The organism is Streptomyces sp. NPDC057682 (assembly GCF_042799575.1).
Lineage (GTDB): Bacteria > Actinomycetota > Actinomycetes > Streptomycetales > Streptomycetaceae > Streptomyces.
The window spans coordinates 113,433-139,225 of sequence record NZ_JBHVIN010000024.1; the positions used below are offsets into that span (position 1 = coordinate 113,433).

General features: G+C 74.0%; 20 protein-coding genes. 9 read left to right on the plus strand and 11 right to left on the minus strand.

Annotated features, from left to right (window positions below; genetic code table 11):
• Positions 1 to 6: 6 nt before the first annotated feature.
• Positions 7 to 618, minus strand: coding sequence for a hypothetical protein (locus ACFVDM_RS34480; RefSeq protein WP_383650014.1), 612 nt, complete (start codon positions 616 to 618; stop codon positions 7 to 9).
• 240 nt (positions 619 to 858) lie between these two features.
• On the opposite strand from ACFVDM_RS34480, the gene ACFVDM_RS34485 reads away from it, so the two are divergent.
• Positions 859 to 3,687: a penicillin acylase family protein gene (locus tag ACFVDM_RS34485; protein WP_383650149.1), complete on the plus strand. Its 2,829-nt coding sequence runs from the start codon at positions 859 to 861 to the stop codon at positions 3,685 to 3,687.
• 45 nt (positions 3,688 to 3,732) lie between these two features.
• Here the strand turns inward: ACFVDM_RS34485 and ACFVDM_RS34490 are convergent, their stop codons facing one another.
• On the minus strand, positions 3,733 to 5,004 hold the full coding sequence (locus tag ACFVDM_RS34490; RefSeq protein ID WP_383650017.1) for an exo-beta-N-acetylmuramidase NamZ domain-containing protein: 1,272 nt from the start codon (positions 5,002 to 5,004) through the stop codon (positions 3,733 to 3,735).
• Positions 5,005 to 5,182: 178 nt separating this feature from the next.
• Here ACFVDM_RS34490 and ACFVDM_RS34495 point away from each other — a divergent pair, with 178 nt between their 5' ends.
• From ACFVDM_RS34495 to ACFVDM_RS34505, 3 genes are all read left to right on the plus strand, one after another.
• Positions 5,183 to 5,947 carry an SDR family oxidoreductase gene (locus ACFVDM_RS34495; RefSeq protein ID WP_383650021.1) on the plus strand — a complete coding sequence of 255 codons (765 nt, stop codon included), beginning with the start codon at positions 5,183 to 5,185 and terminating at the stop codon, positions 5,945 to 5,947.
• Between the two features lie 79 nt (positions 5,948 to 6,026).
• The gene (locus tag ACFVDM_RS34500) at positions 6,027 to 7,685 is read left to right on the plus strand and encodes a long-chain fatty acid--CoA ligase (RefSeq protein WP_383650024.1); all 1,659 of its coding nucleotides are present in this window, start codon (positions 6,027 to 6,029) and stop codon (positions 7,683 to 7,685) included.
• Positions 7,686 to 7,750: 65 nt separating this feature from the next.
• Complete coding sequence (locus ACFVDM_RS34505) at positions 7,751 to 8,344, plus strand: TetR/AcrR family transcriptional regulator (RefSeq protein WP_383650026.1); 594 nt, start codon at positions 7,751 to 7,753, stop codon at positions 8,342 to 8,344.
• A 47-nt stretch (positions 8,345 to 8,391) separates the two neighbouring features.
• Here the strand turns inward: ACFVDM_RS34505 and ACFVDM_RS34510 are convergent, their stop codons facing one another.
• Positions 8,392 to 9,270, minus strand: coding sequence for a LysR family transcriptional regulator (locus ACFVDM_RS34510; protein ID WP_383650028.1), 879 nt, complete (start codon positions 9,268 to 9,270; stop codon positions 8,392 to 8,394).
• A gap of 74 nt (positions 9,271 to 9,344) precedes the next feature.
• Here ACFVDM_RS34510 and ACFVDM_RS34515 point away from each other — a divergent pair, with 74 nt between their 5' ends.
• Together ACFVDM_RS34515 and ACFVDM_RS34520 are read left to right on the plus strand one after the other, a co-directional pair.
• Complete coding sequence (locus ACFVDM_RS34515; protein WP_383650030.1) at positions 9,345 to 9,509, plus strand: hypothetical protein; 165 nt, start codon at positions 9,345 to 9,347, stop codon at positions 9,507 to 9,509.
• A gap of 178 nt (positions 9,510 to 9,687) precedes the next feature.
• On the plus strand, positions 9,688 to 14,619 hold the full coding sequence (locus tag ACFVDM_RS34520; protein ID WP_383650032.1) for a HEAT repeat domain-containing protein: 4,932 nt from the start codon (positions 9,688 to 9,690) through the stop codon (positions 14,617 to 14,619).
• 333 nt (positions 14,620 to 14,952) lie between these two features.
• On the opposite strand, the gene ACFVDM_RS34525 is transcribed toward ACFVDM_RS34520, so the two are convergent.
• Together ACFVDM_RS34525 and ACFVDM_RS34530 are read right to left on the minus strand one after the other, a co-directional pair.
• Positions 14,953 to 16,167, minus strand: a complete 1,215-nt coding sequence (locus ACFVDM_RS34525) for an acyl-CoA dehydrogenase family protein (protein ID WP_383650033.1) — start codon at positions 16,165 to 16,167, stop codon at positions 14,953 to 14,955.
• Between the two features lie 7 nt (positions 16,168 to 16,174).
• Positions 16,175 to 17,203: a phosphotransferase family protein gene (locus tag ACFVDM_RS34530; RefSeq protein WP_383650035.1), complete on the minus strand. Its 1,029-nt coding sequence runs from the start codon at positions 17,201 to 17,203 to the stop codon at positions 16,175 to 16,177.
• A gap of 155 nt (positions 17,204 to 17,358) precedes the next feature.
• On the opposite strand from ACFVDM_RS34530, the gene ACFVDM_RS34535 reads away from it, so the two are divergent.
• Entirely contained in the window at positions 17,359 to 18,648 is a 1,290-nt protein-coding gene (locus ACFVDM_RS34535; RefSeq protein WP_383650037.1) for a glucarate dehydratase family protein, read from the plus strand.
• A 25-nt stretch (positions 18,649 to 18,673) separates the two neighbouring features.
• Here ACFVDM_RS34535 and ACFVDM_RS34540 read toward each other — a convergent pair whose 3' ends face one another.
• The 6 genes from ACFVDM_RS34540 to ACFVDM_RS34565 form a co-directional block, all read right to left on the minus strand.
• The gene (locus ACFVDM_RS34540) at positions 18,674 to 18,985 is read right to left on the minus strand and encodes a DUF202 domain-containing protein (protein WP_383650039.1); all 312 of its coding nucleotides are present in this window, start codon (positions 18,983 to 18,985) and stop codon (positions 18,674 to 18,676) included.
• Positions 18,982 to 19,377, minus strand: coding sequence for a YidH family protein (locus tag ACFVDM_RS34545; RefSeq protein WP_383650041.1), 396 nt, complete (start codon positions 19,375 to 19,377; stop codon positions 18,982 to 18,984). Before ACFVDM_RS34545 ends, ACFVDM_RS34540 begins: the two co-directional genes overlap by 4 nt.
• A gap of 67 nt (positions 19,378 to 19,444) precedes the next feature.
• Complete coding sequence (locus tag ACFVDM_RS34550; RefSeq protein WP_383650043.1) at positions 19,445 to 19,981, minus strand: NUDIX domain-containing protein; 537 nt, start codon at positions 19,979 to 19,981, stop codon at positions 19,445 to 19,447.
• A gap of 39 nt (positions 19,982 to 20,020) precedes the next feature.
• Positions 20,021 to 20,794 carry a glucose 1-dehydrogenase gene (locus ACFVDM_RS34555; protein WP_383650045.1) on the minus strand — a complete coding sequence of 258 codons (774 nt, stop codon included), beginning with the start codon at positions 20,792 to 20,794 and terminating at the stop codon, positions 20,021 to 20,023.
• Positions 20,795 to 20,822: 28 nt separating this feature from the next.
• The gene (locus tag ACFVDM_RS34560; protein WP_383650047.1) at positions 20,823 to 21,452 is read right to left on the minus strand and encodes a TetR/AcrR family transcriptional regulator; all 630 of its coding nucleotides are present in this window, start codon (positions 21,450 to 21,452) and stop codon (positions 20,823 to 20,825) included.
• Positions 21,453 to 21,651: 199 nt separating this feature from the next.
• Complete coding sequence (locus tag ACFVDM_RS34565) at positions 21,652 to 22,545, minus strand: DMT family transporter (protein ID WP_383650049.1); 894 nt, start codon at positions 22,543 to 22,545, stop codon at positions 21,652 to 21,654.
• 219 nt (positions 22,546 to 22,764) lie between these two features.
• Between ACFVDM_RS34565 and ACFVDM_RS34570 the strand changes: the two genes are divergently transcribed.
• Complete coding sequence (locus ACFVDM_RS34570) at positions 22,765 to 24,420, plus strand: FAD-binding dehydrogenase (protein WP_383650053.1); 1,656 nt, start codon at positions 22,765 to 22,767, stop codon at positions 24,418 to 24,420.
• Positions 24,421 to 24,537: 117 nt separating this feature from the next.
• Positions 24,538 to 25,767 carry an aromatic acid exporter family protein gene (locus ACFVDM_RS34575; RefSeq protein WP_383650056.1) on the plus strand — a complete coding sequence of 410 codons (1,230 nt, stop codon included), beginning with the start codon at positions 24,538 to 24,540 and terminating at the stop codon, positions 25,765 to 25,767.
• Positions 25,768 to 25,793 lie beyond the last annotated feature (26 nt).

The following is a 25,793-nucleotide window of genomic DNA, read 5'->3' on the forward strand; positions in this document are numbered from 1 at the left end:
CGGTGCTCAGCCGACCGGGGCCAGACGGTCCACCGGGGTCCGGCGGGCCCTGGCCAGGGCCTCCGGCGTGAGCACCGGCTGCGGCACGACGATCCCGCAGTCCGCGCAGACCGGACCGGACCACGGCTCGCCGTCCAGGTCCTGGCGCCAGGCGAGGCGGTGTCCCGCGCACACCGGGCAGCCGCTGCCCGGTCCGGCCTCCAGCGCCGAGATCAGCCGCACCAGCACCTCGGCGAGCGCCGCCCGCGGATGGACGGCCGGATCGTCGCAGCGGGCGACCCCGTTCCCGCCCCAGGTGCGCAGGTGCCAGTCGTCGAACGCGGCGGGCCGCCGCAGTCCGTCGTGCTTCTCCCGTCTGCGCCGCGCGGCGAAGCCGGCCTCGTAGGCGAGCCAGACCCCCCGCGCGCGCTCCAGCTCCTCCAGCGCGCGCACCAGCCGCGCCGGGTCCGGGGCCCGGTCCTCCGGGCCGATTCCGTGCCTCCGGCACAGATGGTCCCAGGTCGCCCGGTGACCGTAGGGGGCGAAGCGCTCCAGGCATTTGCGCAGCGAATACCGCCGCAGTGCCAGGTCGCTCCGCGGGTCGCGGACCTGTCTCGCCAGACTCCGGAAACCGGCCATGGCGTCGCCACCTCCGTCGCTCGTGATCCGTCGCCCGTTCTTCGGCGTCACTGAATGGACGAACGGGAGCCCGGATCGGCTCCCGTTCCCGTCCGCCGAATGAGATGACGGGTCGTCATCCGGCCGGATGTGGTGATTCGGAAAAGGTGACCGATGTTCATCTTACCGACGGGTCATACCGTCGGTAACCTCCGGCGCATCCGGCCTCTCCGAGGAGCACGCATGCCCCCACGCATCCGCATGTCCCCACGCACCGGCAGGACGCGGGCCGCCACCGTCGCGGCCGTCCTCGCCCTCGGCTCGTCCCTGCTGGCCTCCGCACCCGGCGCGGGCGCCGCCGAGGCGGACCCCGCGCCCGTCGACTACTGCCAGGGGCAGTGCGCCGACATCCTGCCGCCCGGCGAGAACGGCAACGCCACCCTCGTCGAGATCCTCGGCAACAAGACGGTCGGCACCCACCCCGCCCACAGCGACGACCAGCTCGACCGGTACAACGCCCTGGTCGACGGGCACACCGCCCTGACCGACCGGAAGATCACCGATTTTTTCAACGACGCCTCCTTCGGCGTCCCGCAGGACCGGGTCGAGTCCGTGACCTCGCCCCGCGACGACGTCACCATCACCCGGGACAAGGCCACCGGCGTCCCGCACATCAAGGGGACCACCCGTTACGGCACCGAGTTCGGCGCCGGATACGCCGCCGGGCAGGACCGGCTCTGGCTGATGGACCTCTTCCGCCACATCGGGCGCGGCGAGCTGACCTCGTTCGCCGGCGGGGCGCTCGCCAACCAGGGCCTGGAGCAGCAGTTCTGGCCGCAGGCCCCGTACACCGAGGCGGACCTGGAGGCGCAGGTCGAGTACATCAGGACCCATGAGGGCGCCCGGGGCGAGCAGGCCATGGCGGACGCGCAGGCCTATGTGGACGGCATCAACGCCTACCGCAAGAAGTCCAAGGACGGCCGCTACTTCCCCGGTGAGTACGTCCTCACCGGCAAGATCGACGCCATCACCAACATCGGCGAGATCCAGCCCTTCAAGCTGACCGACCTGATCTCGATCGCCTCGGTCGTCGGCGGCCAGTTCGGCGGCGGTGGCGGTGGAGAGGTCCAGGCCGCGCTGTCGCTGCTGTCCGCGCAGCAGAAGTACGGCGTCGCCGAGGGCACGAAGGTCTGGGAGTCCTTCCGCCAGCGCAACGACCCCGAGGCCGTGCTCACCATCCACGACGGCACCGCCTTCCCGTATGCGGGCAAGCCCGCCGAGGCCGTCGGCACCGCGCTCCCGGACCCCGGCTCCGTCACCGCCGAACCCCTGATCCACGACCGCACCGGCTCGGCCGGCACCGGAGTGAAGGCTCCCGTCAAGGCCCCGGCCGCGCTCAGGAAGGTCCAGGGCGTCTACGACGACGGCGTCATCCCGGAGGGTTCGCTGCCCGGCTCCGGGTCCGGCGCCCAGAAGCGCGGGATGTCCAACGCCCTGCTGGTCTCCGGCGCGCACACCGCGAGCGGGAACCCGATCGCCGTGTTCGGCCCGCAGACCGGCTACTTCGCCCCGCAGCTGATGATGCTCCAGGAGCTCCAGGGCCCCGGCATCAGCGCCCGCGGCGTCTCCTTCGCCGGTGTCGGCATGTACATCCAGATGGGACGCGGCCAGGACTACGCCTGGAGCGCCACCTCGGCCGGCCAGGACATCACCGACACCTACGCCGTCGACCTGTGCGAACCCGACGGCTCGGCGCCCACCAAGGACTCCACGCACTACCTCTACCGGGGCGCCTGCACCGCGATGGAGAAGATGGAGAAGACCAACTCCTGGAAGCCGACCGTCGCCGACTCCACCGCCAAGGGCTCGTACCGGATGCAGGTGTGGCGCACGGACTACGGCATCGTCACCCACCGCGCCACGGTGGGCGGCAAGCCCGTCGCGTACACCACGCTGCGCTCCACCTACCGGCACGAGGCCGACTCGATCATCGGCTTCCAGATGCTCAACGACCCGTCGTACGTCACCGACGCCGCCTCCTTCCAGCGGGCGGCGAGCAATATCGACTACGCGTTCAACTGGTTCTACGCCGACTCCCGCACCGCCGCCTACTACAACAGCGGCATGAACCCGGTGCGCCCGTCCGGCATCGACCCGGCGCTGCCGGTCCGCGCCGAGAAGGCGTACGAGTGGCAGGGCTACGACCCGGCGGCCAACACCGCCGCGTACACCCCGTTCGCCGAGCACCCGCACTCCAGCGGGCAGGACTACTACATCTCCTGGAACAACAAGCAGGCCGAGGGGTACGCCGCCTCGGGCTTCGGGCTCAGCGCCGTGCACCGGGGCGACCTGCTCGACGACCGGGTCGCGAAGCTGGTCGACGAGGGCGGCGTGACCCGCGCCTCGCTCACCCGGGCCATGGCGGACGCGGCCCTCACCGATCTGCGCGGCGAGCAGCTGCTGCCCGAGCTGCTGAAGGTGATCCGCTCCCAGCCGGTCACCGACCCGGACCTGAACGCGGTGGTCCAGCAGCTCGACTCCTGGCGGGCGGCGGGCGCCCAGCGCAAGGAGAGCAGCCCCGGCTCGCACACGTACACCCACGCCGACGCGGTGCGGATCATGGACGCCTGGTGGCCGCGGCTGATCGAGGCGGAGTTCCGTCCCGGCCTCGGCGACGACCTGTACGGGGCGCTCACCGCGAACCTCGCCACCGACGAGTCCCCGGCCGCCAGCCACGGGCCGAGCGGGGCGCACAGCGGTTCGGCCTTCCAGTACGGCTGGTGGGGCTTCGCCGACAAGGACCTGCGCCAGGTGCTCGGGCAGCCGGTCAGGGGCCCGCTGGCCAGGCCGTACTGCGGAGCCGGTGACCTGAGCGCCTGCCGTACGGCGCTGCTGGACTCGCTGAAGGCGGCGGCCGCGGTGCCGGCGGCCGAGGTCTACCCGGCCGACGCGAACTGCAAGTCCGGCGAGCAGTGGTGCACCGACTCCATCGTCCACCGGGCGCTCGGCGGCATCTCCCAGAAGGCGGTCCACTGGCAGAACCGGCCGACGTACCAGCAGGTCGTGGAGTTCCCGGCGCACCGCCCGTGACGCCGTGAGGGCGGGCCCGCGTCCGGCGGGCCCGCCCTCCTCGTCTCACCGGTACTGCAGGTACCGCTTCCGCACGGCCCGGAACGCGGCCAGGTCCGACGCCCATGCGCCCACGACCTCGTCCGTGTCCGCACCCGCGTCGATCATCGTGCGGACCCGGGTGTTGCCCGTCAGCTTGTCGATCCAGTTGTCCGACCGCCAGGCGAACCCGCTCCACGACCGCTTCGCCGTCACCAGCAGCGCGATCCCGGTGCGCACCGGGTCGAAGACCTCGCGGTCCAGCACGTGCAGCTGGACCCCGCCGACGGTCTTGCCCTGGAACTTGGAGAACGTCGGCGCGAAGTACGCCTCGCGGAACGCCACCCCGGGCAGCTCCAGCGCGTTCGCCGCGTCCGCCCAGGTGTGGTCGACGCCCTCCGCGCCCAGCAGTTCGAACGGCCGGGTGGTGCCGCGCCCCTCGGAGAGGTTCGTCCCCTCGAACAGGCAGGTGCCGGAGTAGACGAGCGCGGTGTCCGGCGTCGGCATGTTGGGGCTCGGCGGCACCCACGGCAGGCCCGTCGCGTCGAAGAAGTCCCCGCGCGACCAGCCCGACATCTTCACGATGTCCAGGTCGGCCGGGCGGTCCTTCAGGAACTCGCCGTTGAACAGCAGCGCCAGCTCGGTGACGGTCATGCCGTGCGCCTGGGAGATCTCCCGGCGGCCCACGAAGGTGCCGAACGCCGGATCGAGCACGGGTCCGAGCGCCGCCCGCCCGGAGACCGGGTTCGGCCGGTCCAGCACGACGAACCGCTTCCCGGCGAGGGCCGCCGCCTCCATGCAGTCGTAGAGCGTCCAGATGTACGTGTAGAAGCGGGCGCCCGCGTCCTGGATGTCGAAGACGATCGTGTCCACGCCCGAGGCCGTGAAGACGTCGGCCAGCGCCTGCCCGCTCTTGAGGTACGTGTCGTAGACCGGGAGTCCGGTCGCCGGGTCGTCGTAGCGCCCCTCGGAGCCGCCCGCCTGGGCGGTGCCCCGGAAGCCGTGCTCCGGTCCGAAGACGGCGGTCAGGTCCACCCGGTCGTCGGGGTGCATCACATCGACGATGTGGCGTACGTCGGAGGTGATCCCGGTCGGGTTGGTGACGACGCCGACCCGCTGCCCCTTCAGCATCGCGTAGCCGTCCGCCGCCAGCCGGTCGAACCCGGTCCTGACCCGGCCGTGCCCCCTGCCCCTGCCGTTCGGGGGGCCGGCGGCCGCGGGGCCGGCCGATGCGGCCGTCGCCGCGAGCGCTCCCACCGCACCGCCGGCGGACAGCAATCCACGTCGGGACAGGGTCATGCGGCTACCTCCATGATCGCGATCTCTGTCATGGTCACGCACGCTAGCGCGGGGGACGGCCGGGGGGAACGTGTCGGACGGGGTGTTCCGGACGCCGTCCCCGCCCCGCCGGACCCTTCCCCCACGACATACCGACCGGTTAGTCTGCCGGTGCAGTCGGCTGAGAGAGGCGGGACCGATGAGTCAGGTGCACGGCGCGGGCGTAGTGGTCACGGGGGCCGGAGGCGGCATCGGCGCCGCCCTGGCCCGCAGATTCGCCGACGGGGGCGCACGGGTCGTCGTCAACGACCTCGACGAGGCCCGGATCAAGCCGCTCGCCGAGGAGATCGGCGCCGTCGCGGTCGCCGGGGACGCCTCGGAGATCGTCGGCGCCGCCCGGGACGCCCTGGACGGCACCGTGGACGTCTACTGCGCCAACGCCGGACTCGCCTCGCCCGGCGACCCCTTCGCCGACGAGGAGGTGTGGGCCGCCGCCTGGGACGTCAACGTGATGGCGCACGTCCGCGCGGCCCGCGCCCTGCTCCCGGACTGGCTGGAGCGCGGCAGCGGCCGGTTCGTCGCCACCGCCTCCGCCGCCGGACTGCTCACCATGATCGGCGCGGCGCCCTACAGCGTCACCAAGCACGGCGCCGTCGCCTTCGCCGAATGGCTCTCCCTCACCTACCGCCACCGCGGCGTCAAGGTCCACGCGATCTGCCCGCAGGGCGTGCGTACGGACATGCTCACCGGCGCCGGATCGGCCGGGAAGCTCGTCCTCGCCCCCGGCGCCATCGAGCCCGAGGCCGTCGCGGACGCCCTCTTCGACGCCATGGCGGAGGACCGCTTCCTCGTCCTGCCGCACCCCGAGGTCGCCGGCTACTACGAGACCCGCGCCACCGACACCGACCGCTGGCTCGGTGGCATGAACCGCCTTCAGCGCACCTGGGAGGAGACCGGCGCATGAGCGAGCCGATCCGCACGGACACCGGCCGAGGCCCCGGCAGCACGCACGGGCCGCGACACACCTGGGAGGAGACCGGCGCATGAGCGAGTCGATCTACGCGGCGAAGCCCTGGCTCCCGCTGCTCAGCGAGGCCCAGCGGGCCCCCGTCCACCCCGCCGCGACGCCGGTGCACGCCTTCCGCGATTCCGTGGGCCGCACACCGGACCACCCGGCGCTCGCCTATTTCGACGGACGCCTGACCTACCGCGAGACGGACGAGCTGTCCGACTCCGTGGCCGGCCACCTCGCCGGCCGGGGCCTGGAGCGCGGCGACCGGGTCGCGATCATGCTCCAGAACACCCCGCAGTTCGTCCTCGCCCTCCTCGGCGCCTGGAAGGCCGGGGCGACCGTCGTCCCGCTCAATCCGATGTACAAGTCCGCCGAGGTCGGCCATGTCCTCAAGGACTCCGAGGTCACCGCGCTGATCTGCTCCGACCGCTCCTGGGAGGCGTATCTGCGGGAGACCGCGGCGGCCGCCCCGTCCGTCCGGATCACGGTCACCGCCTGCGAACTCGACCTCCAGACCACGAACGACGAGCGCGTTCTCGGCTTCCCGCGGCTCCCCGCCCCCGACGACACCGACGACCTGGTGACCGTCGCCCGGCAGGGCCTCGCCGCCCCCGCCGGCCGGGAGCCCGCCGCCGAGGACGTGGCGCTGATCAGCTACACCTCGGGCACCAGCGGCACCCCCAAGGGCGCCATGAACTCCCACGGCAACATCATGGTCAACGCCGAGCGCCAGCGCACCGGCCACCCGGTCCCCGAGGGCGCCGCCTACTTCGCCCTCGCCCCGCTCTTCCACATCACCGGCATGGTCTGCCAGCTCGCCGCCTGCCTCACCAACGCGGGCACCCTCGTCCTCGCCTACCGCTTCCACCCCGGCGTCGTCCTCGACGCCTTCGCCGAGCACCGCCCCGCGTACACCGTCGGCCCCTCCACCGCCTTCATGGCCCTGGCCGCGACCCCCGGTGTCACCCCGGACCACTTCTCCTCGTTCCGGGTGATCTCCTCCGGCGGCGCGCCGCTGCCGCCCGCGCTCGTCGAGAAGTTCCGCGAGGGCTTCGGCCCGTACATCCGCAACGGCTACGGCCTCACCGAGTGCACCGCCCCCTGCGCCTCCGTGCCGCCCGAGCGCGAGGCCCCCGTCGATCCCGTCTCCGGCACCCTCTCGGTCGGGGTGCCCGGCCCGGACACCGTGGTGCGGATCGTCGACGAGAACGGCGCGGACGTGCCCTTCGGCGAACAGGGCGAGATCGCGGTGCGCGGCCCCCAGGTCGTCTCCGGCTACTGGCGCCTGCCCGAGGCCACCGCCGCCGCCTTCCCCGACGGCGAGCTGCGCACCGGCGACATCGGCTTCATGGACCGCGAGGGCTGGCTCTACGTCGTCGACCGCAAGAAGGACATGATCAACGCCTCCGGGTTCAAGGTCTGGCCGCGGGAGGTGGAGGACGTCCTCTACACGCATCCGGCCGTGCGCGAGGCCGCCGTCGTCGGCGTCCCCGACCCGTACCGGGGCGAGACCGTCCGTGCCTACGTCAGCCTGCGGCCCGGCGCCACCGCGGCCCCGGACGAACTCGGCGCGTACTGCAAGGAACGGCTCGCCGCGTACAAGTACCCGCGCGAAGTCGAGATCCTGGAAGAACTTCCCAAGACCGCGAGTGGGAAGATCCTCAGGCGGGAACTGCGTTCACCCCGTTAGCGCGCACGCACCGACGCGCTGCGCACGAAGGAAGCACGAAGGAAGTACGAAGGAAGGTGGCGGCTATGGCCAAGGCGACGGACGGGGGCGGTACCCCCGTACCCCAGCGGCTGCTGGCCGCCGCCACCCGGCTCTTCGCCGAGCAGGGGTACGACCGCACCTCGGTCCAGGAGATCGTCGAGGCGGCCGGCGTCACCAAGGGGGCGCTGTACCACTACTTCGGCTCCAAGGAGGACCTGCTCCAGGAGGTGTACGCGCGCGTGCTGCGCCTCCAGCAGGAGCGGCTCGACGCCTTCGCCGAGGCCGACGCGCCCGTCGAGCAGCGGCTGCGCGACGCCGCCGCCGACGTGGTCGTCACCACCATCGAGAACCTCGACGACGCCTCGATCTTCTTCCGCTCCATGCACCATCTGAGCCCGGAGAAGAACAAGCAGGTCCGGGTGGAGCGGCGCCGCTACCACGAGCGGTTCCGGGCCCTGGTGGAGGAGGGGCAGCGCAGCGGGGTGTTCTCCACGGCCACCCCGGCCGATCTGATCGTCGACTACCACTTCGGCTCGGTCCACCACCTCTCCACCTGGTACCGGCCGGACGGCCCGCTGACCCAGCAGCAGGTCGCCGACCACCTCGCCGACCTGCTGCTGCGCGCCCTGCGCCCCTAAAGCCTTCTGCAACACGCTTTTGCCCCGTTCGCCGGAATCCGGGAGCCTCAGCCGTCCCCGCCGGTCAGCCGGGTGAGCAGCGCCTCGGCCGCCGGATTGCGCGGCCGGGGCGCCCGGCCCACCAGGAGGACGGTCCGGCCCGGTTCGGGCTGGCGGATGCGTACGCACGGCAGACCCGCGTCTTCGCCGATCCGGCGCGGCACGATCGCCACCCCGATTCCCGCCCGCACCAGATCCACCAGCAGCCGGATCTGGGTGACGTCGCAGGTGATCCGGCGCTCCAGACCGCAGTGCGCGGCCAGCCGACGTACGGCCGTCTCCAGCCCCGTGCCCGCCCGGAAGTCCACGAACGGCTCGTCGGCGAGATCCTTGATCAGGGTCCGGCCCGCGTGGGCCAGCCGATGGCCCGGTGCGGTGATCAGCACCAGGTCCTCCCGCCAGGTCGCGAACGCCTCGATCCCGTCCGGCAGCGCGGCGTTGTCCGGGGCCAGGAAGGCGAGATCCAGCTCACCGGCCCGCACCCCCGCCACGAGCTCCGGCGTCGTCGCCTCGCGCAACGAGATCTGCACCCCGGGCCACAGCCGGTGGTACGCGGCGAGTTCGGCCGCCAGGTCCACGCAGGTCAGCGTCTGGATCGTGCCGATCCGCACCCGCCCGGTCGCCAGCCCCGACACCGCCGCCACCGCGTCCCGCGCCGCGTCCGTTCCCGCCAGCACCGTCCGGGCCGAGGGCAGCAGCGCACGGCCCGCCTCGGTCAGCACCACCCGGCGGCCGGTGCGCTCGAACAGCTCGGCGCCCAGCTCCCGTTCCAGATTGCGCACGGAGGTGCTGAGCGCCGACTGCACGATCAGTTCCGCACGCGCGGCCGCGGTGAAACTGCCGTGGGTGACCACCGCCATGAAATGGCGGAGCTGGCGAATCTCCATCCATCTACGGTAGCGATGTCAGCCAGCGAATCCATCTGTTGGACCGAAGACACGGTCGGGGTGACGCTGGATGCATGGCACACCTCCAGACGACGACGCGCGTGCCGGCTCTGTGGGCCGTCGCGTACGGCCCCCGCCGCTCCGGAACCGTCCGGTTCCTCGCCCGGTGCCTGCTGCGCGTACGGACCTTCGCCCGCGATCTGGCCCTGACCGACCACACGGGGTCCGGCGGGTACTGACGGCCCACGGGCCGTCGCGTACGGGGCGTCCGGCACGCCGGTCCGCATCGGGCCGTACGCGGCGTGGCGGGGCTCTACGGGACGCGCGGGCACGCCGGGCCGTACGGCCCCGTACGGGCCCGAGCGCGCCCCGGAATCACGCTGGTCGGCCCGGACGCCGCGCGGTTAGCATCCGACGATGCGCACGCCGGCCGACGAACCCCGCCTCGCCCTTGACCGACCGGTCGGCGGCGACCCCGGACAGCGGCACCGGGCCCTGATCCGGCTCGACGCCCACCTGCGCGCGCACCCCCCGGCCGACGACGCCGAGGCCGACCGCCTCGCCGCGCTTCTCCCGGCCGAGCCGACCGGGGTGCCGGAGGCGGACCTCCTCCTGGCCGGGCTCTACCGGCGCCTCGGCCACCACCGGGGCGACCGCCCCCGTCCCGCCTGGCGCACGGCCGACCCGCTCCCCGCCCGCGTACGGATCGCCTGGCTCCGCGCCGATCTGCTCCACGACCCGGCGTCGGCCCTCGCCGACGAACCCCCGGGCGAGGCCCTGTACCAGGCAGTCCGCGCGACGGACCTCACCGCCGCGCACCACCCCGCCCGGCTCGTCGACGCACTGGCGGACAGCGGCGACCCCGTCCTGCGGACCGAGGCGCTGCGTCTGGCCCGCGAGGGGCTGTACGCCGCGGTGCTCGCCCCGTCGCAGGTGCGGCGGACGCTGCTCGCCCTCCTGGCGACGGGCGGCGACCCCGTCGTCGCGGGGGCGCTCGACCTCCTGGCGGAGCCGTGGGCGGCGACGGCGCCGCTGCGCGCCGGTGCACTCGAACCGTTCCTGCTCCCCGGGACGGGGAGGGACGGGGGGCGGTCCGCGTACGAGGCCGCCGGCCCGCGTCCTGCCGGGTCGGGGGGACCGGCGGGGATCCGGCATGCGGATCCTTCCGTCGCCGATGCCGCTGGCCCGTGCCCTGCCGGATCCGGGGATCCGGCAGGGCACGGGCACGCGGATCCCGCCGTCGCCGAGGCTGCCCTGCGCGCCGCCGCGTGCCACGGTCACCGCGAGCTTCTGTTCCGGGTCCTCGCCGACCCGGACCGCCCGCCGCTGCTGCGCAGACGGGCGGCGGAGGCGCTGGGCGGACTCGCGGAGCGGGGCGACATCGCGGAGCTGACGGCCCTCGCCGGGGGTGACCCGCTGTTGCTCGGCGGGCCCGCCGTGACCTGTCTGCGCGGGCTGCACCGGCGCGGCCACTTCCCGGACGGCCCGGCGGTCCCCGCCGTCGTCGGGCTGGCCCTGGCCGATCACACGATTCCGCCGGACGACGTGGCGACCGTGCTGCACACCGTCCGCCACGAGGCGCTCCGGGTGCTCACGGACGCCCCGGCCGCCGATCCGGGGTGGCCGCGCCGGCTCGCGCTGCTCGTGGCGCTGGCCGGACAGGGGGCCGGGGACCTGCCCGCAGGAGAGGCCGTCGTCCGGCTGCTGCCCGAGGCCCAGGACCCCGTGCCGTTCCTCGCGGCGATCCGTGCCCTGCGTCCCGCGGACGCCGAAGAAGCCGTTCTCGCCCTGCTGCCCCGGGCACCCGCCGCCGCGCTGGACGCCCTGGAGGCGGTCGGCGGCGAGCGGACCGTACGCGCCCTGCACGAGGGACTGGGCACCACGACGGGCGCGACGGCCCCGTATCTGCGGTCCGTCGCCCACCGCGCGGTCGAACTGCTCCGGGCGCTGGACGACGACCCGGACCGGCGGCGCGCCCTGCTGGACCGACTGGACCCGGACGATCTGCCGCCCCGGATCGCGGCCGGACTCGGCGCACCGGACGCCCGGGAGACGGCCCTGCTCACCGCGCATCTGGCGGCGGAGGAACCGGAAACGGCGCTGCGCCGGCTCGCGGCCCACGGCGACGCGGGAACGCTGCCGGCCCTCGCCGGACTGCTGCTGCGGATCGTCGGGAGGACGGCCGCCGGGTGGAGCCCCGACGCACCGCCCCGCACCGGCGAGGACGGCCGGCCCGGCGGGGAACCCGCCGTGGCACAGGACGTCCTCGACGCGCTGGCCGGGCTCGGCCGACGGCTGTACGCGCGGGGCGCGATCCGGCCCGTCTGCCTGCTCGACGCCCCCGACGCCGTACAGGCGGGACACGCCCTCGTCGCGAGCACCGCACTGGACCTGCTGGACCGGCCAGGACTCTCCGACGACGCGCGGGTGGTCCTCCTGGAACTGCTGCTCAGGACCCCCTGGCCGGGCACCCGAGCCCGGGTCCACCCGCTGCTGCGCCACCGTGACCGGCACGTCCGCAAGCATGTCGTCGCCCTGCTCGGCCAGGACACCACCGGCCGGGACGCCCAGGCGCTCTCGGCCACCCTCGTCGCGCTGACCCGGGCCCCCGACATCCAGACCGTCCGCCAGGCCCTCCTGGCCCTGGAGCACGCCCGTGCCCACTGGGCCTCCGCCGCCGTCGCCGCCTGTCTCGACCACCCCAACATGAACATCAGGAAGACCGCGGCCCAGGTGCTGGGCCGCGTCCACGAGGACGCCCCCGACCGCACCGCCGCCCCGGCCGCCCTGCCCGCGCTGCTCGACCGGCTGGGCCGCGACACCAACCCCGGACTGCGCACCGCGCTCGTCGCCGCCCTGCGGGCCGTCCTGGGCCCTGTCCGGAGCGACCCGTCCGGCCCGCGACGCCCGGCACCCACGCACGCCGCCCCGGCCGGGGTCCCGCCCACGTCCCGTACGGGGGATCGCGGCCGGCACGACGGGAGCACGTACCGTACGCCGCGGGCCACGCCCTCCGGGTGTACGGCGGGCCCGTCCGGACACGGCACGGGCGACGCCTACGCGGCCACCCTGCTCGCCGCCGCCGAGCACACCACCGACGAGGCCGTCAGGCTCCGGATCCTGGAGGGCCTGGACGGTGTCCTCACCGCCCGCGCGGTCCTCGCCCTCGACGCCCAGCGCTCCCCGGTGGCCCGACCCCTCCTCACCCTGGCCGCCTCGCACGCGATCACTCTTGCCGACGGTGCGCCGGACGACCTTGCTCCGGCCCTGACCTGCCACGGAATCCCCCTCCCGCCCGCCCCCGAACCCCCCGACGCCGTGGACCGCGCCATCGACGCCCTGGCGACCGCCGGCTGGGACCCCGCCATCGCCCTCCGGCTCGCCGAACACTCCGGTCCGCTCACCCCCGCGCAGACCGCGCGCCTGCGGCCGACGCTCGCGGACTGGCTCGCCCTCGTCCCCGAACGACGGCCTCTCGGCCCGGTCCTGCGCCTCGCCCTGGCCCTGTGCGCCGACGGCTTTCCGTTCGATACGGCGGAGGGGAGCGACTCCCCGCTCGGTACGGGGGAGGAAAGCGGTGGCGCGTTCCGTACGGGGGACGGCGGCCGGTCCGCCGGGCGGGCGGCGCTCGTCCGGGCCGTGCCTCTTCTGCTCGACGCCCTGGCCGCCGCCCGCGACGCGGACCGGTACGCGCTCATCGGCGTCCTCGAAGCGGTCGCCCCGCTGGTTCCGGCCCCCGACCGGCCGGATGCCGTCGCCGCCGTACGCGCCCTCGCCCCCGTCCCCGCACGGCCCGGCCGGTCCACGCTGACGCTGCTGCGCCGCCTGGACGCGGTCCTGGTCCGGGACGACCTGGACCGTGCGCTCACGGAGGCCGGGCTCGGCGCCGACCCCTGGCGGGCCGAAACGGCGGTGCTGGCCGAGGCGTTCGGCGTCACGGCGGCCGGGCCCGACGCCGTCCCCCCGTCCGCACCGCGTCCCGGGACCGCCCGGCCCGGCAGCGGGCCCTCCGACGCCCCCGGCCCCACCGCAGAGGAACCCTCCTCACGCCGGCGCCTCGCCGAACTCGTCGCCGCGCACCGCGCCGCCGCCCCCGGCGAACGGGCCGCGCTCGTCGACCGGATGCTCCGGCTCCAACCGCTCGACGGCCCGGAGTGGACGCTGGCCGAACGGGCCCGCGCGGCCCGCCCCGACGTACGGCGGGTACGGGACGGCGATCTGGACCAGCCGCGTTCGGCGGCCCAGCGGGAGAGGCTGCTCGCGCTGCTGGCCTCGGACGAGGCCGACCGTCGGCAGGCGGCCGCCGACGCGCTGGCGCGGTGGCCGGAACCGGAGGTGCGGCTCCTCGTGCTCCGGGCCCATCTGCACGGCCGGGTGGACCTGCCGGCCGGGGCCGGGCTCACGGACGCGCTGGCGGCTCTGGACGAGGCGGAGCTGAGGAGCGGGGGAATCCGGCGCGACCGGGTGGCCGCCCTCGCGGCACGCCTCGACCCCCGGGCCCGGGAACGGCTGCTGCCGCTGCTCCTGGAGTGGTGGCGGGACGCGCCGCCCGCCGAGGCGCGGGCCCTCGGCGACGCCCTGCGCGCCCACCCCGCCGACGCCCTGGCCGAGGCGCTGCGGGACCGTCTCGACGCGGGGGCCTGGGGCTTCCTCGACCTGCTCGCCGGCCGGCCGCTGCTGCGCACCGCGGCCCTGCTCCGCGTCCGCGACCGGCTGCGTGCCGAGGGCCACGGCGAACGCGCCGACCGGCTGCGGCTGGTGACGGGCCCGCTGCGGGATCCGGGTGGCGAGCGGCCGGGCACGGCGGAGGCGGACGCCCACGCCCCCGACGGGCCCGGACCCGTGCCGCGCGGACACCGCCCGACCCGCCACGAATTGCTGGATCTCGCCGAGACCGGTACCCCGGACCAGATCTGCCGGGCCCTCACCGATCTGGCCGGGTCCCACACCGGCCCAGGCCCCGATCCGGATCCGCGCCTCGCCGCCCTCCTGGACGGCCTGCTGACCCACCCACGGCCCCGGGTCCGGCTGCGCGCGCACCGCACCTCGCGCACGATGCTCGGCCGTGACGCGTACCTGCGCCACACCGCTCTCCTGCTGGACGACCCCCGCCCCGACGTGGTCCGCATGGCCGCCCGCACGCTCTGCCGGGCCGGCTGGGCACCCGCGATCCCCGCGGTGACCGCACTCCTCGGCCATCCGCACCCCGCCGTCCGCGAGACCGCGGCCGCGTCCCTGACCGGACTCGGCGCCCCGGCCGTCCCGGCCCTCCGGCACGCCGCCGCCCACGCCCGCCCGGACCGCCGCTCCCGCTACACGGACGTCCTGGACCGCATCGGGACCGGGTGACCCGGGCCGGTACGGCCCACCGTCCGCCCGGCGCTCCCAGGCGCCCACCTGGAGGACGGGGCCGACTGGTGGACGGGCCCGAGCGGCGGACGAGGCCGCAGGAGCGCTCCCCGAGCGGCGGACGGGCCCGAGCGACAAGGCCGCAGCCACACTCCCCGAGCAGCGGACCGGCCCGAGCGGCGGACCGGCCCGAGCAGCGGACCGGTCCGAGCGCACCGACCCGGCCGCCCGAGCGCACCGGACCGGTCCGAGCGGCAGACCGCCCGAGCGCACCGGCCGGGCCGCCCCAGGACCCCGGCCCGGCCGGCCCCCGGCCGGCGCTCCGGGTCGCGCCTACACGTACCGCTTGATCTCCCGCCGGGCCAGCGACCTCTGGTGCACCTCGTCCGGGCCGTCGGCCAGACGCAGCGTGCGGGCCGAGGCCCACAGCTCGGCGAGCGGGAAGTCCTGGCTCACGCCGCCCGCGCCGTGCAACTGCACGGCCTGGTCGAGGATGGCGACGACCGCGCGCGGAGTGGCGATCTTGATGGCCTGGATCTCGGTGTGGGCGCCCCGGTTGCCGACCGTGTCCATCAGCCAGGCGGTCTTCAGCACCAGCAGCCGCAGCTGCTCGACCGTGACCCGGGCGTCGGCGATCCAGTTCTGCACCACGCCCTGCTGGGCGAGCGGCTTGCCGAAGGCCGTACGGTCCACCGCGCGCCGGCACATCAGCTCGATGGCGCGCTCGGCCATCCCGATGAGCCGCATGCAGTGGTGGATACGGCCCGGACCGAGCCGGGCCTGGGCGATGGCGAAGCCGCCGCCCTCCTCGCCGATCAGGTTCGACGCCGGCACGCGTACGTCGTCGAAGACGACCTCCGCGTGGCCGCCGTGCCAGTGGTCCTCGTAGCCGTACACCTGCATGGCCCGCTTCACCGTCAGGCCCGGGGTGTCGCGGGGGACGAGGATCTGCGACTGCTGGCGGCGGAGGTCCGTGCCGTCCGGGTCGGTCTTGCCCATGACGATGAAGATCGCGCAGTCGGGGTTCATCGCCCCGGAGATGTACCACTTGCGGCCGTTGATGACGTAGTGGTCGCCGTCGCGGGTGAACCGGGTCTCGATGTTGGTCGCGTCCGAGGAGGCGACCTCCGGCTCCGTCATCGCGAACGCGGAGCGGATCTCACCGTTCAGCAGCGGCTCCAGCCACCGCTTCTTCTGCTCGTCGGTGCCGAACTCGGCCAGCACCTCCATGTTCCCGGTGTCCGGCGCCCCGCAGTTCGTCACGGTGGGGGCCAGCCGCGGTGAGCGGCCCAGGATCTCCGCCAGCGGGGCGTACTGGAGATTGGTCAGTCCCGCGCCGTGCTCGGTGCCGGGCAGGAAGAGGTTCCACAGGCCCTGCCGGCGGGCCTCCGCCTTGAGGTCCTCCACCACCGGCGGGGTGTCCCAGGGGGAGGAGAGAGCGGCGCGCTGCTCGTCCGCGGTGCGCTCGGCCGGGTAGACGTGCTCGTCCATGAAGGCGAGGAGCCGGCCGCGCAGCTCCTCGGTCCGGGCGTCGAATGCGAAGTCCATGGGTGGGTCAGCCTTCCTGGAGGGTGGTGAGGCCGTGCTCGATGAAGACGGGGACGAGGTCGCCGATGCGGTCGAAGCCGCCGCCGACCGTCTGGCCGAGGGTGTAGCGGTAGTGGATGCCCTCCAGGATCACGGCGAGCTTGAACCAGGCGAACGCCGTGTACCAGGAGATGCCGGAGGTGTCGCGGCCGGAGCGGGCGGCGTAGCGCTCGATCAGTTCGGCCGGCGCCGGGTGGCCGGCGGCTCCGCTGGTGGTGGAGACCGGAGACTCGGCCAGACCCAGGTCGGAGCTGTACATGACGAGCAGCCCGAGGTCGGTGAGCGGGTCGCCGAGGGTCGACATCTCCCAGTCGAGCACGGCCCGGATCGTGTCGTCGGCGCCGATCAGCACGTTGTCCAGGCGGTAGTCGCCGTGGACGACCGTCGGGGCGGGGGAGTCGGGCAGCCGCTTGCCGAGCGCGGCGTGCAGCTCGTCGATGTGCGGCAGTTCGCGGTTGCGGGAGGCCTCCAGCTGCTTGCCCCAGCGGCGCAGCTGCCGGTCGAGGAAGCCCTCGGGCCGCCCGAAGTCGGCCAGGCCGACCTCCGCGGGGTCCACGGCGTGCAGATCGACGAGGGTGTCGACCAGGCCCAGCACCGCCGTGCGGGTGCGCTCGGGGCCGAGCGGGGCGAGCTGCTCGGCGGTGCGGTACGGGGTGCCCTCGACGTACTCCATGACGTAGAACGGCGCGCCGAGCACCTCGTCGTCCTCGCAGAGCAGCACCGGGGCGGGCACCGGCACCGCCGTCGGGTGCAGGGCGCTGATCACCCGGTGCTCGCGCTTCATGTCGTGCGCGGTGGCCAGGACGTGGCCCAGCGGCGGCCGGCGTACCACCCAGCGGCCGGAACCCGCCGGATCCGTGACGATGTACGTCAGATTGGAGCGGCCGCCCTCGATGACCCGGGCGTCGAGCGGTCCGTTCACCAGGCCCGGCAGCTCGCGGTCGAGATGTCCGCGCAACCGGTCGAGGTCGAGACCTGGCGGGTGGACTGGGCTCATCGTGCGCACCTCCGGGCGTGAGTGAAACGTCGGAGTTCATGATGCCGACCAGTCGGTATGTCGTCCAGTGCGTCCCCGGGGTGTAGTGCCCCGGGTTCGGTCCGTATGCCGGTCGCACTCTGGTGTTCAGTCGTATCCCTGAATAGAGTTCACGTATGAATACCGCATGGCTGATCGACGACGTCCGGCTGACCCCGATCCTGATCGCCGACCCCCCGCTGCTGAACACCCAGGGGGTCCACCAGCCGTACACCCCGCGGCTCGTCGTGGAGATCGTCACCCGGGGCGGGGTGACCGGCGTCGGGGAGACCTACGGCGACGGCAGGTACCTCGAACTGGCCGAACCGCTGGCCAGGGCCCTGGTCGGTCGTCCGGTCAGCGATGTGAACGGGCTGTTCGCGCTGGCCGACGCGGTGTGCGGTGATTCACGCGCCGCCGACGAGGGCGTCGACGCGGGCGGACTGCGCGGTGTCCAGAACGCGGACAAGCTGCGGCTCTCGGTCGTCTCCGGCTTCGAGGTCGCCTGCCTGGACGCGCTGGGCAAGACCCTCGGCCTGCCGGTGCACGCGCTGCTCGGCGGCAAGGTGCGCGACAGCGTCGAGTACAGCGCGTACCTCTTCTACCGCTGGGCCGAGCACCCGGAGGGCGGCGAACGGGACGACTGGGGCGCCGCCCTGGACCCCGCCGGTGTCGTCGCCCAGGCCCGCCGCTTCGCCCGCGACCACGGCTTCTCCTCCTTCAAGCTCAAGGGCGGTGTCTTCCCGCCCGACGAGGAGATCGCCGCCGTCCACGCGCTCGCCGAGGCGTTCCCCGGGCAGCCGCTGCGCCTGGACCCCAACGGCGCCTGGTCGGTGGAGACCTCGCTGTACGTCGCCGACCGGCTGAAAGGCGTCCTGGAGTATCTGGAGGACCCGGCGAGCGGCACGGCGGCGATGGCCGAGGTGGCCGCCGGCACCGACGTCCCGCTCGCCACGAACATGTGCGTCACCACGCTCGCCGAACTCCCCGGGGCCTTCGCCCGCGACGCCGTCCAGGTCGTCCTCTCCGACCACCACTACTGGGGCGGCCTCCACCGCACCCGCGAACTGGCCGCGATCTGCCGCACCTTCGGCGTCGGGCTCTCCATGCACTCCAACACCCACCTGGGCATCAGTCTGGCCGCCATGACCCATGTCGCGGCCACCGTGCCGAACCTCGACTACGCCTGCGACAGCCACTACCCCTGGCAGACCGAGGACGTCCTGACCACCCGCCATGTCTTCACCGACGGCCGGCTCACCGTCTCCGACGCCCCCGGACTCGGCGTCGAACTCGACCGGGAGCGTCTGGCCGCCCTGCACCGCCGCTGGCTCGACGACGACGGCACGATGCGCGAGCGCGACGACGCCGCCGCGATGCGCAAGGCCGTACCGGACTGGGAGACGCCCGCCGTCCCGCGCTGGTGACGGGCGCGGGGACGCGGGCGGCCGCTCAGAAGAGCATCGCCACGGCGAACACCGCGAGCGCCATCGTGCACGCCGCGGCCGACAGCGCCGCCCGCGCCCCCAGCGCCGGCGGGTGCGGGCGCCCCATGCTCTGCACCCGCCGGTGGGCCACCATCAGAAAGCCCAGCCACGCCAGCGCGCTCATGGACAGCGCGATCACCGTGGCCGGCCCGCCCCCGCCCTGGAGCGCCTGCTTGCAGGCCAGCACCGCGGCGACCGTGCAGGACAGCGTCGTACGCCGCCAGGCCAGCCGGGTCCGCTCCGGCTGGAGCCCCGGATCGCGCTCCGCCGCGCTCACCGCCCCTCCCAGCCGAAGAGGACCACCACCACCATCGCCACCGCGACCACCGCCACCGCGATGCCGAGCAGCGTCGGGAACCGGGAGACCGGCAGATCCTCCCCGCGCCGCATCGCCCGCTCGCACCGCACCCAGTGGTTGACCGCGCGCAGCGCGCACAGCACCCCGGACGCCAGCATCGCGAGCGCCAGCCCCGCCCGGATCGCCCAGGCCAGCTCCGGCAGGAACTGGTCGACCGCGAAACCGCCGCCGATCAGCGCGAGCGCGGTCCGGATCCAGGCGAGGAACGTCCGCTCGTTGGCGAGCGAGAAGCGGTAGTCGGGGGTCTCGCCCTCGTCGCGGATCCGTTGCGGCGCGAACCACAGCCGCAGACCCTGTACAAAATCGTTCACGTACGGACCTTATCCGGCGCTTTGTCAGGGTTCCCGGGCCGGACCGGGGGGAGCCGGAACGGCCCGCTCACGGCAGCTCCCGGAAGGTGCGCAGCCGCCGGTAGGCCTCCAGCCCGTCGGGCACCCACGGCCAGTCGTCGCCGCCGGCCCGGCCCTCCAGCTCGGCATCGGTGAGGAAGGTGTGCCAGGCGACCTCCTCCACCTGCGGCCGTACGGGCAGGACGCACCGCACCTGGTAGACGTACGACCACCAGATGTGCCCGCCGCCCCGGTAGAGGAACTTGAACAGCGGCTCGGGCCGGGGCAGTCCGGACACGCCCAGCTCCTCCTCCGCCTCGCGCAGCGCCGCCTCGTCGTAGGACTCCCCGGCCCCCACGACCCCGCCCACGAACATGTCGTAGTGCGAGGGGAACACGGCCTTCGTCGCCGTCCTGCGGTGCACGAAGATCCGTCCCTCGGCGTCCCGGGCCTCGACGAAGACACAGCGGTGGGGCAGGCCCCGCGCGGTCGCCTCACCGCGCGGGGCCCGCCCCACGACCACGTCGTGCTCGTCGACGATGTCCAGGATCTCGTCGGAAGGGCTTCTCGCCCCGTCGGGATTCATGCCCCCATCCAACAGCAGCCCGCGGACACCGCCGCCGGGTCACTGCCCCATGACGTACTTGACGGTCGGACCGGTGGTCCAGCCGCCGTCCACGGCCAGCTCGGCGCCGGTGACGTACGAGGCGGCGTCCGAGAGCAGGAAGACGACGGCCTCGGCTATCTCGCCGGCCTCGCCGACCCGGCCCATCGGGGTGTTCGGGTAGTTGCCGTCGCCCTGCCGGATGCCCACGGACGAGGTCATCGGGGTGTACACCATGCCCGGGTGCACGGAGTTCACCCGCACCTTCGCGGTGCCCAGCTCCACCGCGCCGACCTTCGTCAGCCCGCGCACGCCCCACTTCGACGCGCCGTAGCTGGAGGTCAGCGCCAGGCCCATCAGCCCGGCCGCCGAGGAGATGTTGACGATCGAACCGCCGCCGTTCTCCTTCATCACCGGGATCACCGTCTTCATGCCGATGAACACGGCCGTCAGATTGATGTCGATGACCTTGCGGAAGTGCTCGACCGTCTCCGTCTCCAGCGGCTGCCCGGTCGAGACCCCGGCGTTGTTCACCAGGCCGTCGATCCGGCCGAAGGTGTCGAGGGCGAACGCGGCGACGCGGTTCCAGTCGTCCTCGGAGGTCACGTCGTGGTGGACGAAGCGGGCCTTCGGTCCCAGCGCGGCGGCGGTGGCCGCGCCCTCCTCGTCGAGCACGTCCGTGATCACCACGTTGGCGCCGGCCGCCACCGCGAGGCGCGCGGCCTCCGCGCCGAGGCCGCGGGCGGCCCCGGTGATGACGACGGTCCGGTCGGTGAGATCGTGCTTCTCGGTCATGCCATGTCCTTCGTGCGGTGCGGGTGGTTCACGCGGCCCCGGGCGCGGGGGCGCCCAGGAACGCGGTGGTGGTGACGACGAGATCGGCCAGGAACAGCTCGCGTCCGGTCAGCGGCCGGGTGCCGTCCAGCGCCTGCCGGGCCCGGTCGGCCAGCGCCGCGCCGATCAGGGTGAGTGCCAGGTCCAGCCGCTCCAGCCGGACCGGCCGGGGCAGCTCCTCCAGGGCCTCGGCGATCCGCCCGATCAGCCGCCCGTAGGCGGTGCCGTCCAGCGCCGGGTGCGGTCGGCCGGTCCGCAGACCGGTCTCGTGGCTCAGCTGGGCCGAGATCCGCAGACAGCGCCGGCCCCGGTCGTCGGCGAGCAGGCTCGCCTCCGCCGTCACCAGCGCGGTGAGCAGCTCCGGTATGCCGCAGTCCGCGGGCAGTGCCTCCAGCAGCGGTGCGACGACCCGCTCGGTGCGCTCCTGACGGCCCGCCATCACGGCGTCCAGCAGTCCGGCGCGGGAACCGAAGTGGTACTGCACCGCCGAGGGATTGCTCTGCCCCGCCAGGGCCACGATGTCGCGCAGCTGCGCGCCGTCGGTGCCCTGTGCGGCGAAGACCTCCTCCGCCGCGCGGATCAGCTTCTCCCTGGTCTCGTGTCCCGACGTTCTCGCCATACCGTCAATGTAATGCTGGCCATTATTAATAGCCAGGGCCGGCCGGTGTGAGACAGCGGACAGCGGCTCCGCCCCCGGTACCCCTCGGAGTCCGGGACCCGGACCGCTGCGGGATCCGCCCCCGGGACCGCCGCGGGATCCGCCCCCGGGACCGCCGCGGGATCCGCCCCCGGGCTCGGCGCGGGGTCCCTCCCCGGTCTCAGCGCGGCTGGAGATCGCGGTCGCGCCGCCCGCCCACCGGCCCCTCCGGCATCGCCGGATGCAGCCCCAGCAGCACGATCCCGGCCACGATCGCCGCCAGCCCGGCCGCCTGCCAGGCCAGCGCCCCGGCGTCGGTCCGCACCCGGTCGCCCAGGAAACCGATCCCGCAGGCGATCCCGGCCAGCGGCTGGGCGGCCGTCAGCGCGGGGAGCGACAGCCGCAGCGGGCCCGTCTCGAAGGCGCTCTGCACCAGGATCAGCCCGCTGACGCCCAGCACCAGCACCGCGTACGGCTGCCAGCCGGTGACCAGAGCCGTCCAGCCGCCGTCCGAGAGCCGCTGCCCGCTCACCCGGGTCAGCGCGTCCTGGAGTCCGTACAGCAGCCCGGCCGCCACGGCCAGGAGCGCGGGGGAGACGCCCGAGCGGGTGCGCCGCGCGAACGCGGTCAGCAGCAGCGCCAGGCCCACCACGATCCCGATCACCAGCCAGTGCCGCAGCGGGCTCGACACCGCCTGCCCGCCCTGCGGCTCGCCCGCCACCAGGAAGGCGGCGACCCCGCCGGCCAGCAGCCAGAGCCCCGCCCAGCCCTGCCGGCCCAGCCGCTGCCCGGTCCGGTGACGGGACAGCGCCATCGCGAAGAGGAGATTGGTCGCGAGCAGCGGCTCGACGACGGAGACCTCGCCCTTGCCGAGCGCCAGGGCGCCCAGCACCATCCCGCAGACCATCAGACCGATCCCGGCCAGCCAGCTCCGCACCCGCATCAGGTCCAGCAGCAGCCGGGGCGAGAGGTAGTCGCTCCGCGGGGCACGGCGCGCGGCGGCCTGCTGGAGGACGAAGCCGAAGCCCAGACAGCACGCCGCGCTCACGGCGAGCACCAGAACCAGCACCGACATGCTTCTCCACCCCGAGCCGGGCCGAAAGAGGGTGTGATGTGGTTCGACGATAACGGCTGGGCGGCCCGGTGCGACCGTGGCGCGGCCGACCGGACGGTTGACGCGGGGACGGCTCGTGCCGAAGATCTGACGCACCAGTAACATCGCGCCCGGCCGTCACGGGCGGCGCGCGCTCCTCCACCGGACCGCGGCCCGGTCGCCCCGACAAGGACGGAACCCATGGCGTACGACGCTGACGTGATCGTGATCGGGGCGGGACTCGCGGGGCTCGTCGCCACCGCGGAACTCGTCGACGCGGGCCGCTCGGTCCTCCTGCTCGACCAGGAGCACGAGCAGTCGCTCGGCGGCCAGGCCCACTGGTCCTTCGGCGGCCTGTTCCTCGTCGACTCGCCCGAGCAGCGCCGCATGCGGATCAAGGACAGCCGCGAACTGGCCCTCCAGGACTGGATGGGCACGGCCGGCTTCGACCGCGACGAGGACCACTGGCCGCGCAAGTGGGCCGAGGCGTACGTCGACTTCGCGGCGGGGGAGAAACGTTCCTGGCTGCACGCCCAGGGCCTGCGGCTGTTCCCGGTGGTCGGCTGGGCCGAGCGCGGCGGTTACGACGCCAACGGCCACGGCAACTCCGTGCCCCGCTTCCACATCACCTGGGGCACCGGCCCCGGCGTCGTCGCCCCCTTCGAGCGCCGGGTCCGCGAGGGCGTCGCCAAGGGGCTCGTCACCTTCCGCTTCCGCCACCGGGTCACCGGTCTCGCCCGCACCGGGGGCGCCGTCGACACCGTGACCGGCGAGATCCTGGAGCCGAGCGCCGCCCCGCGCGGTACCGCGAGCGGCCGGGAGACCGCCGGAACCTTCGAGCTGAGGGCCCAGGCGGTGATCGTCACCTCCGGCGGCATCGGCGGCAACCACGACCTCGTGCGCGAGCAGTGGCCCGAGCGGCTCGGCACCCCGCCCGCCAAGCTGCTCTCCGGCGTCCCCGCCCACGTCGACGGGCTGATGCTCGGCATCGCCGAGGAGGCCGGCGCCCACCACATCAACCGCGACCGGATGTGGCACTACACCGAGGGCATCGAGAACTGGGACCCCGTCTGGGACAAGCACGCCATCCGCATCCTGCCCGGACCGTCCTCCCTCTGGCTGGACGCGACCGGCAAGCGGCTGCCCGTCCCGCTCTTCCCCGGTTTCGACACGCTCGGCACCCTCGAACACATCATGCGCACCGGCCACGAGTACACCTGGTTCGTCCTGGACCAGAAGATCATCGGCAAGGAGTTCGCGCTCTCCGGCTCCGAGCAGAACCCCGATCTGACCGGCAAGTCGGTCCGCGGCGTGATCGGCCGGGCCCGCGCCGACGTCCCCGGACCGGTGCGCGCCTTCATGGACAAGGGCGTCGACTTCGTCGTCGAGAAGGACCTCGGCGCCCTGGTCCGGGGCATGAACGCGCTCACCGGGGACGGGCTCATCGACGAGGACGCGCTGCGCCGCGAGATCACCGCCCGCGACCGGGAGATCGCCAACCCCTTCACCAAGGACCTCCAGATCACCGCGATCAGGGGCGCCCGCAGCTACCTCGGCGACAAGCTCATCCGTACCGCCGCCCCGCACCGCATCCTCGACCCGAAGGCCGGGCCGCTGATCGCCGTCCGGCTCAACATCCTCACCCGCAAGTCGCTCGGCGGTCTGGAGACGGACCTGTCCTCCCGGGTCCTGACCGCCGACGGCACCCCGCTCGCCGGGGTGTACGCGGCCGGTGAGGCGGCCGGTTTCGGCGGCGGCGGGGTGCACGGCTACCGCTCGCTGGAAGGCACGTTCCTCGGCGGCTGCATCTTCTCCGGCCGTGCGGCGGGCCGGGCCGCCGCGGCGGCGGTCGCGTAGGAGCGCCCTCCCGGGCTGCGGCCCCGTACCTCTCCGCACGGCATCGGACACGGCCGTACCGGTGGGGTTCCGGGCCGCGACCGCGCACGGGCGCCGGATCCGGGCATGCCAAAGGACATGCCCGCAGTCACCGAGCCCGTGGTCAACCTCGTCCGGCGCACCACCGAACCCGTGGGCGCCCAGACGCTGCGGTCGACGGGCGCGGCCGTCATCGCCTATGTCGTGGCGACGTCGACGCTCGCGCACCCCGCGCCCCTGACCGCCCCGCTCACCGCGCTCCTCGTCGTCCAGGTCACCCTCTACGCCACCCTGACCACCGGGATCCGGAGGGTGAACGCCGTCGTCGTCGGCGTGCTCATCGCCAGCGGCTTCAGCGCGCTCGTCGGGCTGTCCTGGTGGAGCCTCGGGCTGACGATCTTCACCTCGCTCATCATCGGCCGGCTGGTGCGGGTCGACGAGTTCGTCCCCGAGGTGGCGATCAGCGCCATGCTGGTCCTCGGCGTCACCCAGGTCGCCGACACCGCGTGGGAGCGCATCTTCGAGACGCTGATCGGGGCGGGCGTCGGGCTGCTGTTCAACCTGCTGTTCGCGCCGCCGGTCTGGACGCAGACGGCGGGCGTCTCGATCGACGGGCTGGCCCGGCGGATGGGCGAGCTGTTCCGCGACCTCGGCCGCGACCTGGGCGGCCGGGTCACCGTCGAGCAGGCCGCCGACCGGCTCCACCGGGCCCGTCGCGTCGACCACGACATCGTGGCCGTGGACGCCTCGCTGCGCCGGGCCGAGGAGAGCCTGGTGTTCAACCCCCGGGTGCGCCACGGACTGCTGAACCGGGTGGTGCTGCGCACCGGGCTCGACACCCTGGAGATCTGCGCGGTGGTCCAGCGGGTGATGGCCAGGAGCCTGACCGACCTGGCCAAGGACCGGGCGGGCGAACCGCTCTTCCCCGCCGAGGTCGCCGCCGGTCTGACCGAGCTGTACGGGCAGCTGGCCGACGCCGTGGAGAGCTTCTCGCTGCTGATCACCACGCCGCTCGCGGCGAGCGCCGAGGGTGCCGAGGCGCGGCTGTCCGAAGCCCTCACCGGCAGCCGGACGACCCGCGACCGGGTGGCCGACCTGCTCCTCGCGGCGGTGCAGGAGCACCCCAGGAAGTGGCAGCTGCACGGGGCGCTGCTCGCCGAGGTCGACCGCATCCTGGACGAGCTGGACATCGAGAAGCGGACCGAGCGCCTGAGCGAGGAACTCGACCGGCGCTCGGGCGAGATGCACACCCGCCACCCCCTGCTCCTCGCGGTCCGCCGCAGGCTGGGCCTGGTCGCGGAGCGGCCGGGCGGTACGGGGGCGCGGTGAGGGCGGTGCGGGTGGCGAGGGCGATA

Bases quoted from the DNA above. Each gene is read 5' to 3' on its own strand.
- ACFVDM_RS34560 (WP_383650047.1), bottom strand. From the start codon at position 21,452: ATGGCGAGAACGTCGGGACACGAGACCAGGGAGAAGCTGATCCGCGCG.
- ACFVDM_RS34490 (WP_383650017.1), bottom strand. From the start codon at position 5,004: ATGACCCTGTCCCGACGTGGATTGCTGTCCGCCGGCGGTGCGGTGGGA.
- ACFVDM_RS34530 (WP_383650035.1), bottom strand. From the start codon at position 17,203: ATGAGCCCAGTCCACCCGCCAGGTCTCGACCTCGACCGGTTGCGCGGA.
- ACFVDM_RS34570 (WP_383650053.1), top strand. From the start codon at position 22,765: ATGGCGTACGACGCTGACGTGATCGTGATCGGGGCGGGACTCGCGGGG.
- ACFVDM_RS34485 (WP_383650149.1), top strand. From the start codon at position 859: ATGTCCCCACGCACCGGCAGGACGCGGGCCGCCACCGTCGCGGCCGTC.
- ACFVDM_RS34515 (WP_383650030.1), top strand. From the start codon at position 9,345: ATGGCACACCTCCAGACGACGACGCGCGTGCCGGCTCTGTGGGCCGTC.
- ACFVDM_RS34510 (WP_383650028.1), bottom strand. From the start codon at position 9,270: ATGGAGATTCGCCAGCTCCGCCATTTCATGGCGGTGGTCACCCACGGC.
- ACFVDM_RS34550 (WP_383650043.1), bottom strand. From the start codon at position 19,981: ATGAATCCCGACGGGGCGAGAAGCCCTTCCGACGAGATCCTGGACATC.
- ACFVDM_RS34525 (WP_383650033.1), bottom strand. From the start codon at position 16,167: ATGGACTTCGCATTCGACGCCCGGACCGAGGAGCTGCGCGGCCGGCTC.
- ACFVDM_RS34565 (WP_383650049.1), bottom strand. From the start codon at position 22,545: ATGTCGGTGCTGGTTCTGGTGCTCGCCGTGAGCGCGGCGTGCTGTCTG.
- ACFVDM_RS34480 (WP_383650014.1), bottom strand. From the start codon at position 618: ATGGCCGGTTTCCGGAGTCTGGCGAGACAGGTCCGCGACCCGCGGAGC.
- ACFVDM_RS34500 (WP_383650024.1), top strand. From the start codon at position 6,027: ATGAGCGAGTCGATCTACGCGGCGAAGCCCTGGCTCCCGCTGCTCAGC.
- ACFVDM_RS34505 (WP_383650026.1), top strand. From the start codon at position 7,751: ATGGCCAAGGCGACGGACGGGGGCGGTACCCCCGTACCCCAGCGGCTG.
- ACFVDM_RS34535 (WP_383650037.1), top strand. From the start codon at position 17,359: ATGAATACCGCATGGCTGATCGACGACGTCCGGCTGACCCCGATCCTG.
- ACFVDM_RS34520 (WP_383650032.1), top strand. From the start codon at position 9,688: ATGCGCACGCCGGCCGACGAACCCCGCCTCGCCCTTGACCGACCGGTC.
- ACFVDM_RS34495 (WP_383650021.1), top strand. From the start codon at position 5,183: ATGAGTCAGGTGCACGGCGCGGGCGTAGTGGTCACGGGGGCCGGAGGC.
- ACFVDM_RS34575 (WP_383650056.1), top strand. From the start codon at position 24,538: ATGCCCGCAGTCACCGAGCCCGTGGTCAACCTCGTCCGGCGCACCACC.
- ACFVDM_RS34555 (WP_383650045.1), bottom strand. From the start codon at position 20,794: ATGACCGAGAAGCACGATCTCACCGACCGGACCGTCGTCATCACCGGG.